Annotated in this window: 13 protein-coding genes; 5 read left to right on the forward strand and 8 right to left on the reverse strand. The window is 36.7% G+C overall.

Translation table 11 applies throughout. The features are described 5' to 3' along the window. The first annotated feature begins 48 nt into the window (after nt 1–48). Together mscL and GJU43_RS07965 are read left to right on the forward strand one after the other, a co-directional pair. Nucleotides 49–429 (forward strand): large conductance mechanosensitive channel protein MscL, encoded by a 381-nt coding sequence (gene mscL, locus GJU43_RS07960; RefSeq protein ID WP_127340661.1) that lies wholly within the window; start codon nt 49–51, stop codon nt 427–429. A gap of 171 nt (nt 430–600) precedes the next feature. Next, nucleotides 601–1,590 (forward strand): aspartate-semialdehyde dehydrogenase, encoded by a 990-nt coding sequence (locus tag GJU43_RS07965; RefSeq protein WP_154340244.1) that lies wholly within the window; start codon nt 601–603, stop codon nt 1,588–1,590. A gap of 202 nt (nt 1,591–1,792) precedes the next feature. Here the strand turns inward: GJU43_RS07965 and GJU43_RS07970 are convergent, their stop codons facing one another. The 4 genes from GJU43_RS07970 to GJU43_RS07985 form a co-directional block, all read right to left on the reverse strand. Continuing rightward, complete coding sequence (locus GJU43_RS07970) at nt 1,793–2,110, reverse strand: 2Fe-2S iron-sulfur cluster-binding protein (RefSeq protein WP_007805184.1); 318 nt, start codon at nt 2,108–2,110, stop codon at nt 1,793–1,795. Nucleotides 2,111–2,168: 58 nt separating this feature from the next. Then, nucleotides 2,169–2,654, reverse strand: coding sequence for a hypothetical protein (locus tag GJU43_RS07975; RefSeq protein ID WP_154340245.1), 486 nt, complete (start codon nt 2,652–2,654; stop codon nt 2,169–2,171). A 212-nt stretch (nt 2,655–2,866) separates the two neighbouring features. Then, complete coding sequence (locus tag GJU43_RS07980) at nt 2,867–3,106, reverse strand: NifU family protein (protein WP_154340274.1); 240 nt, start codon at nt 3,104–3,106, stop codon at nt 2,867–2,869. A gap of 70 nt (nt 3,107–3,176) precedes the next feature. Next, the gene (locus GJU43_RS07985) at nt 3,177–4,307 is read right to left on the reverse strand and encodes an Mrp/NBP35 family ATP-binding protein (RefSeq protein WP_154340246.1); all 1,131 of its coding nucleotides are present in this window, start codon (nt 4,305–4,307) and stop codon (nt 3,177–3,179) included. Nucleotides 4,308–4,725: 418 nt separating this feature from the next. Here GJU43_RS07985 and GJU43_RS07990 point away from each other — a divergent pair, with 418 nt between their 5' ends. Then, nucleotides 4,726–6,339: a murein L,D-transpeptidase gene (locus GJU43_RS07990; RefSeq protein WP_154340247.1), complete on the forward strand. Its 1,614-nt coding sequence runs from the start codon at nt 4,726–4,728 to the stop codon at nt 6,337–6,339. Nucleotides 6,340–6,443: 104 nt separating this feature from the next. Here GJU43_RS07990 and GJU43_RS07995 read toward each other — a convergent pair whose 3' ends face one another. The 3 genes from GJU43_RS07995 to GJU43_RS08005 form a co-directional block, all read right to left on the reverse strand. Next, nucleotides 6,444–8,879 carry an ABC transporter permease gene (locus tag GJU43_RS07995; protein ID WP_154340248.1) on the reverse strand — a complete coding sequence of 812 codons (2,436 nt, stop codon included), beginning with the start codon at nt 8,877–8,879 and terminating at the stop codon, nt 6,444–6,446. 135 nt (nt 8,880–9,014) lie between these two features. Then, a complete protein-coding gene (locus tag GJU43_RS08000; RefSeq protein ID WP_154340249.1) occupies nt 9,015–9,722 on the reverse strand; it encodes an ABC transporter ATP-binding protein in 708 nt (235 codons plus the stop codon). 124 nt (nt 9,723–9,846) lie between these two features. After that, nucleotides 9,847–11,091: an efflux RND transporter periplasmic adaptor subunit gene (locus GJU43_RS08005; RefSeq protein ID WP_154340250.1), complete on the reverse strand. Its 1,245-nt coding sequence runs from the start codon at nt 11,089–11,091 to the stop codon at nt 9,847–9,849. 157 nt (nt 11,092–11,248) lie between these two features. On the opposite strand from GJU43_RS08005, the gene GJU43_RS08010 reads away from it, so the two are divergent. Beyond that, nucleotides 11,249–12,595, forward strand: a complete 1,347-nt coding sequence (locus GJU43_RS08010; protein ID WP_154340251.1) for a sigma-54 dependent transcriptional regulator — start codon at nt 11,249–11,251, stop codon at nt 12,593–12,595. Between the two features lie 316 nt (nt 12,596–12,911). Further along, nucleotides 12,912–14,237 carry a PAS domain-containing sensor histidine kinase gene (locus GJU43_RS08015; RefSeq protein ID WP_154340252.1) on the forward strand — a complete coding sequence of 442 codons (1,326 nt, stop codon included), beginning with the start codon at nt 12,912–12,914 and terminating at the stop codon, nt 14,235–14,237. Nucleotides 14,238–14,378: 141 nt separating this feature from the next. Here GJU43_RS08015 and GJU43_RS08020 read toward each other — a convergent pair whose 3' ends face one another. Continuing rightward, nucleotides 14,379–14,705, reverse strand: coding sequence for an MGMT family protein (locus tag GJU43_RS08020; protein ID WP_154340253.1), 327 nt, complete (start codon nt 14,703–14,705; stop codon nt 14,379–14,381). Nucleotides 14,706–14,759: the final 54 nt, after the last annotated feature.

Consider the following 14,759-nt stretch of genomic DNA (forward strand, 5'->3'; position numbering starts at 1 on the left):
AATTATGTATTTTCGATATCAATTAATCATTAAACTAAAGAGAGAATTATGGGAATATTTTCAGAATTTAAGGAATTTGCAATGAAAGGCAACGTAGTCGATTTGGCTGTCGGGGTTATAATTGGAGCTGCTTTTGGGAAAATTGTAAGCTCATTAATTGAGAATGTTATTACACCATTGTTATTAAAACCGGCATTAGATGCGGCTCATTTGTCTACTATAGAAGAGCTGACCGCTTTTGGAGGAGTCAAATACGGTTTGTTTCTTTCGGCAGTCATTAACTTTGTCATTGTTGCCTTCGTTTTATTCCTGATTATTAAAGGAATAAATAATCTTAAAAAGAAAGATGTTCCGCCACCGCCACCGGCTGGCCCGACTCAGGAAGAGTTATTGATCCAAATCAGAGATCTTTTGAAAAATAAACAATAATATATATACCGCTACACTAAGTCTAACTTAACCGTTCCTTAATTGGGACGGTTTTTTTGTCTTTGTTTGTTCTGTAACATTTTGTTATTTTTTGTGAATCGCCTTGTTTTGATTTTTATTATGTATACTTTTGCATTGTAATTTAGATTAATTCATACTAAAAATATAAAAATGAGAATAGCGGTTGTAGGCGCCACTGGTATGGTTGGCGAAGTAATGCTGAAAGTTTTAGCGGAAAGAAATTTTCCTGTTACAGAATTGATTCCCGTTGCTTCTGAGAAGTCAGTGGGAAAAGAAATTGAATATAAAGGTCAAAAATATAAAGTTGTAGGATTGCAAACCGCTGTAGATATGAAAGCTGATATTGCCGTTTTTTCTGCAGGAGGAGACACTTCATTAGAATGGGCACCAAAATTTGCAGCTGCCGGAACTACAGTAATCGATAATTCTTCTGCCTGGAGAATGGATCCGACCAAAAAACTGATTGTTCCTGAAATCAATGCATCAATATTAACAAAGGAAGATAAAATTATTGCCAATCCAAACTGCTCTACGATTCAGATGGTACTGGCGTTGGCCCCTTTGCACAAAAAATACAACATCAGAAGAATTATTGTTTCTACGTACCAGTCGATCACCGGAACAGGTGTAAAAGCGGTAAGACAATTAGAAAATGAGTATGCAGGAATTCAGGGAGAAATGGCGTATAAATACCCAATTCACAGAAATGCGATTCCACATTGCGACAGTTTTGAAGACAACGGATACACGAAAGAAGAAATGAAATTAGTTCGTGAGACCCAAAAAATCCTTGGTGATAATACCATCAGAGTGACGGCTACTGCGGTACGTGTACCGGTGGTTGGCGGCCACAGTGAAGCTGTAAACGTGGAGTTCACCAATGATTTTGATGTAAACGAAGTGCGTGAAATTTTACATCACACCGATGGCGTAACCGTTCAGGATAATTTAGACACCTTTACCTACCCAATGCCTTTGTATGCTGAAGGTAAAAATGATGTTTTTGTGGGTAGAATCCGTCGTGACGAAAGCCAGGAAAACACCTTAAACATGTGGATTGTTGCTGATAACCTGAGAAAAGGTGCCGCAACAAACACCATTCAAATCGCTGAATATTTAATTCAGGCAGGTTTGGTATAAAACCGGAGATTAAAGAAAATTGTTATAAAGAGAAAGCCGTAATTGCAGTAATGTGATTGCGGTTTTTTTGTAAAGTAAATAAATAATGAAACCCGACAGGTTTTTAAAACCTGTCGGGTTTAAATGTATAAAAAAATCCAAATTCCAATAGCACACTCAGTACTATTGGAATTTGGATTTTTAAACTATTGGAATTTAGTATTTAATATTCCGGTGCCAGTTCTAATTCCAGCCCTTCTAATTCTGTTGTAATGGGGATCTGACAGCCTAAGCGACTATTAGATTTAACATAAAACGCTTCCGACAGCATGGCCTCTTCATCATCTCCCATTTCCGGTAATGCAACATCATTCAGAACATAACACTGGCAGGAAGCACACATTGCCATTCCTCCGCAGGTTCCTTCAACAGGAAGTTCGTATGCTTTGCATAACTCCATTATATTCATTGCCATATCAGTTGGAGCCTGTAATTCGTGTATAACTCCTTCTCGATCTTTAATCTTTATTAATACATCCATTTTAATTGTTGGAATTTTTTTTAGGATTTGAAAACGTGAACAAATCCCTGATCTTTAATTAACTGTTAGGTTTTAAACTAAAAGCATATTCTCTTCTGTTGTTATCCTTTAAGTGCATTTTTACTCCAAGCATACTTCCTCCTTTTTCTAATAAGGTCACTACTGCAATTACGGAGTAATAATCTTTATCAGACTGAAAAATTAATGTCCCTTCGTAAGTTGAGTTTACAACTCCTTGTTTGTCTGTTGTTACAGAAAGTTTTCTGGGATGTGAAAATTCAGCTGCGCTATACGTTGCTTTATTGGCAAATTTAGCTTTTCCTTCGCAGAAATCATATAAAAAATCATAATTACCAATTCTTAATGATCCTTCTTCTGCACTTGGATTTGTCGAAAATACAATTTGTCCCGCATAGGTAAAATCAGACCATTCTTCAGACTCATTTACCCAGGCTTTATCAACCACCAGGGTTGTAGAACTTTGTTGCGCGTAGCTGGCGGAAACAAAAAATAATACCAAAATTAAATTGTAAAAATTTCTCATAGATTAATGCTTAAGGGTTCTGTCACAAATTTAAGTTAATTCTGTAACAATAAAGCAATATAATCTCTTAAAACTTTATATTATTTTTTGTTAAAATCGCAAAAACAAGCATTTTTTTGAATGTTTTTTTAGTTTTTGCAACTAAAAACAGCTTAAGGCTTATTATTCTTGTTAATTCTGCTGCAAATAAACAGGCACAGATACTATTTTTATTAGATGATATTTACTACAGTTTCAATCTGTGGTGCATATTTTTTTATTGTTGTTTCAACGCCTGCTTTTAAAGTCATTTGATTTACGCTACAGCTAATACATGCCCCTTCAAGACGAACTTTTACATGTTTGTCATCGTCAATAGAAATGAGTGTAATGTCTCCTCCATCAGAATTTAAAAAAGGTCTGATTTCGTCCAGAGCCAATAATACGTTGCTTGTTAATTCTTCTGTTGTCATAATATTTAATGTGTCAATTAGAAAATGTGTCAATTAGAAAATTATCTAATTATCTCATTATCTCAATTATCTAATTTTTTTTAACTGCTGAACAACCTGCCATAGTTGTAATTTTAATGGCTTCGGTAGCGGGTAAACTATCATTTCTGTTTACTACTTCCTGTACCACATTTCGGGTAATTTCTTCAAAAACTGTTTCGATTACTGAGGCTGTCTGCAAAGCTGCCGGGCGGCCATAATCTCCCGCTTCACGAATAGACTGTACAATTGGTACTTCGCCAAGAAAAGGAACATCTAAATCTTCGGCAAGGTTTTTAGCCCCTTCTTGTCCAAAGATGTAATATTTGTTATCAGGTAATTCTTCCGGTGTAAAGTACGCCATATTTTCTATGATTCCCAAAACAGGAACATTGATGTTATCCTGCATAAACATCGCAACCCCTTTTTTGGCATCAGCAAGAGCTACAGCCTGAGGTGTACTTACGACTACTGCTCCTGTAATTGGTAACGATTGCATGATCGAAAGGTGTATGTCTCCTGTTCCCGGAGGCAAATCGATCAGCATAAAATCCAATTCTCCCCAGTCTGCATCAAAAATCATTTGGTTTAATGCTTTTGAAGCCATGGGACCTCTCCAGATAACGGCCTGACTTGGAGCTGTAAAGAATCCGATAGAAAGTATTTTTATTTCGTAGCTTTCAACCGGTTTCATTTTCGATTTCCCGTCAACGGTAATAGAAATTGGTTTTTCATTCTCAACATCAAACATAATAGGCATTGATGGGCCATAAATATCAGCATCAAGAATACCCACTGCAAATCCCATTTTTGCCAGCGTTACCGCAAGATTCGCTGTAACAGTAGACTTTCCTACACCACCTTTACCGGATGCAACGGCGATTATATTTTTAATTCCGGGAATTGCACGACCTTTAATTTCGTTTTTCTCCGGAGTTTCAACTTTAATATTTACTTTAATTTTAGCTTCAGAAGACACCAGTTCGTGAATAGTTTTTCGAATATCGTCTTCTGCTCTCTTTTTAATGTGCATAGCAGGAGTGTGAAGCAGTAAATCTACCACAACTTCATCGCCAAAAGTAATTACATTGGCAACAGCGCCACTTTCAACCATATTTTTTCCTTCTCCGGCTATAGTAATTGTTTCTAGAGCTTTAAGAATTTCTTTTCTGTCTAATTTCATTTTTAACGTCGTATTTTTTTATTGAATGAAAGTAATTTAAAAACTGTTTTTATTTAAACTGATTTCAGACTGCAAAGATAACGGATTATGTTCGGATTTTAACTTTTTTACATTGCATTTGTTGATATTGGGATTATTCAAAATTATAGGATTCAGATTTCTGTCTAATGGGTGTTTGAAGAAAAAATATTTTTTTTCTTCAATGTCTGCGGCGCGTTTTGGAGTTAAATAAGATGAATTTTAATACAAATTTGTCTTTTTACTATAGTTCTTTTTCAATAATGTTCACTAACTTTGGGCTGCCCCGATTTTGATTTTCAGTATTTTAAAAAATAGGTGAAAGTTTATTGCGGTTTTCCTGTTATGCTTTTGCTAATTTTTACGAGAATTTATTTATAAATTTTTAAAAAATGAAATTATGCGAAATTTTACTTCCCCTTTGCTAATTATTGTTATTGCATTTTTAGTCTTTTCTTTTACGCCACCCGAGGCTAATGAAATTAAATCAAAAACGGCTTCTGAAAACTCAGCCACCATTAGGAATAATGCCAAGACAGTTGTATTGGACAGTGCGGCCCTGAATCAGTTTTTTAAAAAATATTCCAAACTGAAAAAATATAAAAATGATGTACTGGATGTTTACAAAAACCGGGGGTTCAAATCCATCTGGTACGATCAGAAAAACATCACGGAGTTTGGTCACTTATTGTATCAAAAGGTAAATGTTTTAAAGGAGCAGGGAATTGATAAGGAAATGCCTTATAAGGACGATATAGACGCAGCCTTTAACGAAAGTTCGGCAGAAAAACCTTCTCAGACCGAAACCGAATTGCTGCTTACCAACATGTATGTTTTTTATGCCAGTAATGTGTATTCGGGCGTTGATCCGGCAACTTTAAAGAAAATCGGATGGTTTCTGCCAGCCAAAACCATTTCCTATGCCAAAATATTAGATTCGCTTATTGTAGACTCAAACCGGTTAAATGAAGACGACAATCTCTTATTCAGTCAGTATTACAAACTTCAGGCAGCCTTAAAAAAATACCGAAAAATAGAGACCGATAATTTGTGGCAGCCCATTGAGATTGATGCTGCGACTTACAAAGATTTAAAACCTTTCGATATATCAAATACAATCAGGGATGTAAGACAACGTTTATTTGTAGTGGGCGATCTGGCTCAGGATTCTAAAAGTGATGTATACGACGAAGAACTGATGGCGGGTGTTTTGAATTACAAAAAAAGATATGGCCTGAAGCTCAATTATACCTTAACCAAAGAGCATATTGATCAACTGAATGAGCCGATTTCAAAAAGAATAAAAACCATCATGCTCAACATGGAGCGCTGCAGATGGATACCGGCGAAACTGGCAAAAGCAGATGAATACATTATGGTTAATATTCCTTCGTTCCGGCTGATTTATGTCAAAGACGGAAAATATGATTTTACATCTGATATTTTTGTAGGTACAAGAATGACCGAAACAGTGATTTTTAGCGGCGATATGGATCGCATTGTTTTTAGCCCGTATTGGTACGTACCAACAAGTATCATTCAGAATGAATTAAAGCTTCAGATGGCCAGTGACAAAAATTACCTCGCAGACCACAATATGGAATGGAACGGCGGACGTGTCCGACAAAAACCGGGGCCGAAAAATTCTCTCGGCCTGGTTAAGTTTATGTTTCCGAATCCAAACGATATTTACCTGCACGATACCCCTGCAAAAAGTTTGTTCGATTTCGAAAAACGTACTTTTAGTCATGGATGTATCAATGTAAAAGAAGCAAAAGGACTGGCGCTTGCCATTTTAAAAAATGATCCGGACTGGCCGGCAGCTAAAATTGATCAGGCGATGAGCGGCGAAAAAGAAACCACTTGTATGCTTAAAAAGAAAATCCCGATTTATATCGGCTATTTTACTTCCTGGGTAAATGATCAGGGTGAAATTAGCTTTTTCCCGGATGTGTACGGAAGAGATGAAAACTTAGATAAACTACTGTATTCGGATTCAGTTAGTATGAAATAGTTTTCAGTCGCAGTCGCAGTCACAGTCACAGTCTCAGTTTTCAGTCACAGTCGCAGTTTTCAGTAAATGAGACTGAAAACTGCGACTGAAAACTTAAAACTAAACTACTCGTATTTTAAATACTTCAGGATGTCTATTTTAGTGACCTGATAGGCTTTTGCTAAGACAATCAAGAGTGTCAAAACCAATAAAGAAACTAAGGCAATACTGAACGGAACGATTGAAACGCCGATTCTGAAAGCGAAATTTTCGAGCCATTTTTGCAGTAAGATGTACGCCGGAACAATTCCGATCACAAATCCCATCAGGCAGAAAATGACATATTGTTTTGATAATTCTTTCAGTAAAATATCAGTCTCTGCGCCCAGTGTTTTTCGGATCGCAATTTCTTTTAGTCTTCTTTCCATCGAGAAGGAAGCCAATGCAAACAATCCAAAAATGGCGATGATAATCACGACAAGATTTAGGATGAAAAACAGATCTTTTTGTTTTACCTGTTCCTGATAGGTTTTGGCAAATCCTTTATCTACAAATTCATAATTAAAAGGGTAATCAGAATTTATATTTTTCTGCATGTAAGTCTCCAGTTTGGCTAAAGTCCCCGACAAATTATCAGGCGAAACTTTGACATAGATATTGTTGAAATTGTTCCATTTTATAGTTTTCATGTTGATAAAAACCATAGGAGGAATTTTGTCCTGCAATCCGGTAATGTTGAAATCCTTTACAACGCCTACAATTTTAAATTTCATGTTTTCACCTTTTTCATTTCCCCAGCCTGAAGTAATGATGGTGTTGATGGGGTTTTTAAGATTTAAGGTCTTTACCAGCGTTTCGTTCATCAGCATATTGTCTATTGTATCCGAAGCAAATTGAGGAGACAAATCGCGTCCCTGTACGATTTTGATTTTCATCATTTCCAGAAAACCAAAATCCATTTCAACATTTCTGGGCTGTACAAAAACGCCATTATGTGTAAAACCTGAACTTGAATTCGTACTGTTCCCGAAAGTTCCGGCAAAAGTAGAAACATCTTCCACTCCCGGTATTTTTAGGATTTCCTGTTTTGAAGACAGATATTTGTCTGTTTTTTTATCTCGTTCCGGATAATTAAAAGGGATTCGGATAACCTGACTGCCGCTAAATCCGAGATCTTTATTCATCATATAACTTACCTGTGAATTCACGATTAAGGCACCAACGATAAAAAAGGCAGCGATTCCAAACTGAAAAATAAGCATCGAATTTCTGATCCAGATACCGCTTTTGCTTCTGGAGAAATTTCCTTTTAAGACTTTAAGCGTTTCAAAATTTGAAATATAAACGGCTGGAAAAATACCCGCAAGAATAATTACTAATCCAAAAATGAAAATAAGCTGCAGGTAAAATTCACCACCATTCATCGTTAAGGTTTTGTTCAGAAAGGTGTTGTAATAAGGTAATGAAAGTTCGACGATCGCCAAGGCAAAAAGAATAGCCAGAATAACAATAATGGTAGTTTCGAATATAAACTGAACAATTACCTGATTTTTAGTAGCACCGACAACTTTGCGGACTCCGACTTCTTTAGCACGCTTGATAGCCGATGCCGTTGCCAGATTGATATAGTTTACCAACGATAAAACCAAAATCAAAAGCGACAGGCCAATCATGATATAAAGCAATTGCAGATTCCCTCTTCCTTCCGGGTAATTGCGTCCGTTGGTTGATTTTGTGCCGTGCAGGCGGGAAGTTTTCAACTGGTCAAGTATGACGGTCGTCTGTCCGTTTTCTTTGATATATTGTGCTACAGTCTGCCCGCTGGATTTAGCGTCTTTCAGCGTTCTGTTGACATAATCAATATTTTGCATTTTTTTCAAAACAACAGCAGGGTCACTTCCTTTTTTAGTTTTAATTAATAAACCATAATTAAAATTTCCCCAGCTGTTTCTATCCTGATCCCTAAGAATTCCCCCAAACACATAATTAGGTTCTATAGAAGACGGGCTGATCAGGTGATAAACAGATTTTACAATGTAATTATTATTATCATAATTAATTGACTTGCCAATTGGATCTTCGTTTTTGAAAATTAATTGTGCTGTTTCTTCCGAAATTGCTACGCTGTTTTTTTCTTTCAGGATGTTCGTTTTGGCTCCCTTTACAATTGGGAAAGGAAAAATATCAAAAAAGCCATTGTCAGTAACGGTAATTTTGGTCCCAATGATTTTTTGAGTCCCATATTTTACAGGCGCATCGTTATACCAGGTATTATTTAGGAAACAAATCGATTCAATTTCAGGAATCGTGGCTTTGCAGGTCTCTCCAAAAGGGATCGAGTTCGAAGCCCAGATATCTCCGGTCATTCCAATTTTATTCAGGACCTGAAAAGAATTTTCCTTTTCGGGATTCCACTGATCGTATGCATTTTCGTTATCCCAGTATAAAATGGCGAAAATAACACCGGCAATACCGATACTTAATCCTAAAACATTTAAAAAGGAAAACAGTTTGTTTTGCTTTAAATGATAAACAAATATTTTAAACCAGTTGCGGATCATCTTTTTATTTCTTTAAAATTAGTTCGGTCAAAGTCGGGGCAGCAACCTTATTTTTACTTTCAATAGTCATTATTTTGCAAACAAATCCCACCAGAATTAAGATTGCAGTTACAATAAATTTGATCATTTTACTTGTTATTTAGCGTCCATAAAAACATCTACATTTCTTTGATTGAAGCGTTCAGAGAAAATCACCCCGTCTTTCATATGAATCGTTTTCTGCGAAAACGAAGCATCATAATCAGAGTGTGTCACCATCAGGATTGTCGCGCCCTTAGCGTGCAAATCAGTTAAAAGTTCCATTACTTCATTACCGTTTTTACTGTCCAGGTTTCCCGTTGGCTCATCGGCAAGAATAATTTTGGGATCGTTTACCAAAGCTCTTGCCACCGCAACTCTTTGTTGTTGTCCTCCCGAAAGTTGTTGTGGAAAGTGTTTCAGACGATGTGAGATATTTAATTTTTCGGCAATCGCTTCAATTTTTTGTTTTCGCTCTGATGCTTTCACATTGTTATAAAGCAAAGGCAATTCGATATTATCATAAACCGAAAGCTCATCGATCAGGTTGAAATTCTGAAAAATAAATCCGATGTTTTCTTTACGGACACGTGATCTTCCTTTCTCTTTTAAGCCGATCATTTCCTGATCCAATAATTTATAACTTCCGTCAGTCGCGCTGTCTAATAGTCCTATTATATTCAGTAAAGTCGATTTTCCACAGCCCGAAGGCCCCATAATCGTTAAAAAATCACCCTTTTTAATTTCTAAGTTAATTCCGCTCAAGGCAGCTGTTTCTACTTCTTCGGTTCTGAAAACTTTGGTTAAATTTTGAATGGTTATCATATTTTTAAAGTATTAGGTGTTGTTGATTTATTTTTTGATTGATGATTGAAACTTTTATTAATTGTGAATTGTGAATTGTGAATTGTAAACTGAGACTGAGACTGAAAACTGCGACTGCAAACTGTCACTGCGAACTAATAGAAAGCTCTTCAATATCCTTATAATCCGAATAGGAAGAAGTAATTACAGATTCGCCTTCTTTCAATCCCTCGAGCACTTCATAATATGAAGGGTTTTCGCGGCCTAATTTGATGGTTCTTCTTTCAGCCTTATTTCCTTTTACTACAAAAATCCATTTCCCGGCGGTGTCCTGATTAAAGCTTCCTTTCTGAACGACGAGCGTTTTGTTTTTCTCTGATAAGATCAGTTTTACACCGAAGCTTAATCCGTCCTGTAATGCAATATTTTCTTTAGACGTAAATGCCAGTTCAACCGTAAAATGACCGCTTTTTACTTCCGGAATTACTTTGGTTACCAAAACTTCCAGAGTCTGGCCTTTAAATTCTACCTGACCTTTCAGCCCTTCGCGTAATTTCTCCAGATAAAACTCATCGACATCTGCAATAAGTTTGTATCCTTTTTTGGAATCAATTTTTCCGATGCTTTCCCCGGCCTGAAATGTTTTTCCCAACACCGGTTCAAAAGAAGTCAATCTTCCGGATTCCGGAGCTGTGATCAAAAAGTTATTTTTGTTGTTTCTCAGAATCTCAAGGCTTTTTTCCATGGTTTGTATGGAACGGTTGATTTGCGAAATCTGAACCTGATTGCTTTGTTTTTCTTTTTGAATACTTTGGTGAATCGTTCTTTTACGTTCTTCCTGAAAACGCAGGCCTTCCTTAAAAGTATTCCAGTCATTTTTCGAAATTACATCTTTATCAAACAATTTGGAGTTCATATCGTATAGCCTTTTGGCATCGTTATAATCATGTTCAATCAATACCAAATCTTTGTTGAGGTTCAGTTCCTGATTTCTAATGTTCAGTTTGCCTGAATTCAGATTGTTGATTTGCTCGATAATGGCCGTTTCCTGCGTCAGGTAATTAAGTTCGGTGTTCGGATTGTACAAACGGGCCAACGATTGTCCCTTGGTCACCAAGGCACCGTTTTCTACAAAAATCTCTTTTACCGATCCGCCTTCGGTTACGTTGACAAGCATTACGTTCAAAGGTTCTACTTTGGCCTGAAAAACCACGAAGTCTTCAAAAAACGCTTTTTCGACTTTTTGAACCGTCAGTTCCTCTGCTTTTACATTCAGAGTTCGTTTAGTACTGAACGAAAAAAAGACGATTACTGCCAAAACTAAAAAAACACCAATTAGTATTGTGAGGTTTCTAAATTTTCTATTTTTACGAGGAATTACCGTGTCCATTTTTTAAATAATTTACTGATAATCAATAGGTAAATATTGTGCCATAAAAAGTATTATCGGTAAAGCATTGATTTTAAAGAGACTTTAAAAACCATCAAAAAAAGGAGTGTCCGATAATGAACAGTTGACCGTTCGAAATCGAACAAAAATAAATGTCATGCGAAAGAAACTAGCTCAAATATTAGTCGTTGATGATCAGGAAGAAATTCTTTTTTCGGCAAAAATGATTCTGAAAAAGCATTTTGAAACCATTTTTACGGCCAACAGCCCCAAAAAAATCATTTCAATTCTCAATGAAAATGAAATTAATGTGGTTTTGCTGGACATGAATTACCGGATAGGTTTTGAAGACGGGCGCGAAGGAATTCACTGGCTGAAAGAAATAAAAACACTTTCGCCCCAAACGGTGGTGATTTTGATGACTGCTTTCGGAAAAATTGATACCGCTGTGGAAGGCATCAAAATAGGGGCTTTCGATTATGTTCTGAAACCCTGGCACAACGAAAAATTACTGGAAACGATTGATAAAGCAGTTACCGAAAGCCGAAAAAACACCAAAAAGACACCAGCTGAAAAAGCAGATAAAAAATATTTTGTGGGTACTTCCGCTAAAATAAAACAAGCCTATTTGATGGCTGAAAAAGTAGCCCGAACCGATGCCAATGTTTTGATTTTGGGAGAAAACGGAACCGGAAAATATGTTTTCGCCGAGTTTATCCATTTGAATTCAGAGCGAAAGAAACAGCCGTTTGTGCATGTCGATTTAGGTTCGCTGAGTGATAGTTTATTCGAAAGTGAACTTTTTGGCTACGCAAAAGGCGCTTTTACAGATGCCAAAACCGATACACCCGGAAGATTCGAAATGGCTGCTGAAGGAACCATTTTTCTGGATGAAATCGGAAATATACCGCTTCATCTGCAGGCAAAATTGTTGCATGTTTTACAGACCAAAACCGTTACGCGTCTGGGAGAAAGCAAGCCACGACCTTTAAATGTGCGCATTATAGCAGCCACAAACAGCGACATTAAGGCTGAGGTGAAAAACAAAACCTTCAGGGAAGATTTACTGTACCGAATCAATACGATGGAAATTTCGCTGCCGTCACTTCGCGAGCGAAAGGATGATATTGTGCCGATGGCGGATTTTATCTTAGATCAGATCGCTGCCAAATACAATCAGGAAAACTGGCATTTTGAAGCCAATGTTGGTCCTTATTTAGAGAAGTATCCCTGGAAAGGAAACATCCGTGAAATGGAAAATAAAATCGAGCGTGCTTTGATTTTGGCCGATAACCAGACCATTTCGGTAACCGATCTGGATATTCTGGATTTCGAGGATTTTCAGGAAAATGATGATAACCCGTTATCCGAACTGGAGAAAAATGCGATCGAAAAAGCCTTATTCAGACACAACGGGAACATTAGCAAAACAGCAGAAGAACTGGGGTTGTCACGAGCGGCTTTGTACCGAAGAATTGAAAAATACGATTTGAAAAACATATAGATATAGAAAGATCAATAGTTTTTTCTCTCGCAGATTTTGGAGATTTAGCAGATTTTTTTTATGACTGTCCGCTAAGCGGACTAATGCCCAATAAGGGACGCAGATGACACGGATTAGACTGATTTTCGCTGCTATTAATATAAAAATCTGTTTTTTACCGGTTTAAATCCGTGTCATCCGTGTACCATTCTCAAAATTGGTACAAGTAACGGACAGTCATATTTTTTTTAATCTATTTTATCTGCTCAATCTGCGGGAAACCATTTTAATAAATCATGTGAAATCCCTTAATCTGTGGCCATAAAAAAATAAAACAATGAAAAACCTGAAATTCTACAATGCTTTGTTTTTAAGAATACTGTGTATTATGGTATTGTTTTTCTTTTGCGTTTTTCTGATTTACAAAGGACTTTATTACAATGCTATTTTGGTTGGTTTCTTTGCGGTTATACTGATTTCGGAAATGTATGTTGCGATAAAAAACCGAATGTTGTTTTACGATAAAACCCTGCTTTCGATACTACAGAATGATTTTTCGACCAATTTCCCGGAAGAGTATAAAAAAGAAAACTTTAAGACGTTGTATCTGTTGTACAATACATTAAAGGTAAAGGAACAAGAGCAGGTTTCGAAAGAACTTATTTACCAATCGATTCTGGACAATATCGATACCGCCACTTTAATTCTGGAAAAAGAAAACGACGAATGGCATATTTTTTTAATGAACGATTGTTTTTCAAACCTGTTTAAAGTACCAAAAGTCAGTCATTGGAAATACCTTAAGAATTATCTGCCGTCACTTTGTAATGAAATCGAGAAATTGGGTTTTACCGAATTAAAATCAGCTATTTCGATAAAAATTGAAGAGCAGGATCTGCAGACTTTTGTGTTGCAGACTTCCCATACCAAAACATACGATAAGGAATATTTTATCATTTTATTAGACAGCATACAGCGCGTTATTGAGAAAAAAGAGAAAGAAGCCTGGATCAATCTGATGAAGATTATTTCGCATGAATTAATGAATTCCCTAACGCCTATTCGGGCACTTTCGCAAAATTTGCTGCACATTGTTGATCAGGAACAATTGGTGGAAGAAGATTTTGAAGACATCAAAAGCAGTATTTCGACCATCATCAACAGAAGTGATCACTTGCAGGTTTTTGTAGAGAATTACCGAAAACTAGCCATGCTTCCGACGCCGACCAAAGTAATGACGCCGATCAATGCGCTTTTTGAAGATTGTATGCGAATCATGAGTCCGATTCTGAAAGCGGAAAATATCGAATTGATAAACGAAATCAATAGTTCACGATCGATTCTGATTGACAAAAACCAGATGGAACAGGTGATTATCAATTTAATTACCAACAGCGTGTATGCTTTGAAAGAAAAGAGCGAAAAGAAAATGTTTTTGTCCAGCTATACCGAAAACAATCGCTTTTTCATTACCATTTCAGACAACGGAAAAGGAATCGACAACGAGATCAGGGACAAAGTATTTCTCCCGTTTTTCACTACCAGAAAAGACGGCGCCGGAATTGGGCTAACGCTTTCTAAAAACATCATAGAAGCACACGGCGGTTACCTAAGCTACCAGACCGATGAAGACCGGACGAGTTTTGTGATTTGTTTGATTTAACTCCTGACCTTTTCTACCATATAAGTGATTATAAGTTCATATAATAGGGATGTTATGCTAACTTGTTCCATTTTGACAAATGACCTCAAACGTTCCGCGCAAAACTTAAATGAACTTACATTACTTATATGGTAAAGTTATTTAAAGTTCAATTTCGGGTGTCCAAAAGTGTTTTTCGAGATCGATAATCTGATTGTTTTCTATCACAATACCTTCGCTTTCCAGAAGCTGCTGCATTAAATTGGTTCCGTCAAAATGATGTTTTCCGGTCAGAAGTCCTTTTCGGTTAACGACCCTGTGCGCGGGAACATCTTCCATATTATGACAGGCATTCATAGCCCAGCCCACCATTCGTGCAGAACGGGCTGTTCCCAAAGCCTTTGCGATAGCGCCATACGAAGTTACTTTCCCATACGGAATTTGTCTGGCAACCGCATAAACTCTTTCAAAAAAATTATCTTCAGCCATAGTTGATTTTATCTGCTAAATCTCCAAAATCTGCGTGAAAAATTCATCACAACA

The sequence above is a fragment of the Flavobacterium sp. LC2016-23 genome, from assembly GCF_009674775.1.
Classification (GTDB): domain Bacteria; phylum Bacteroidota; class Bacteroidia; order Flavobacteriales; family Flavobacteriaceae; genus Flavobacterium.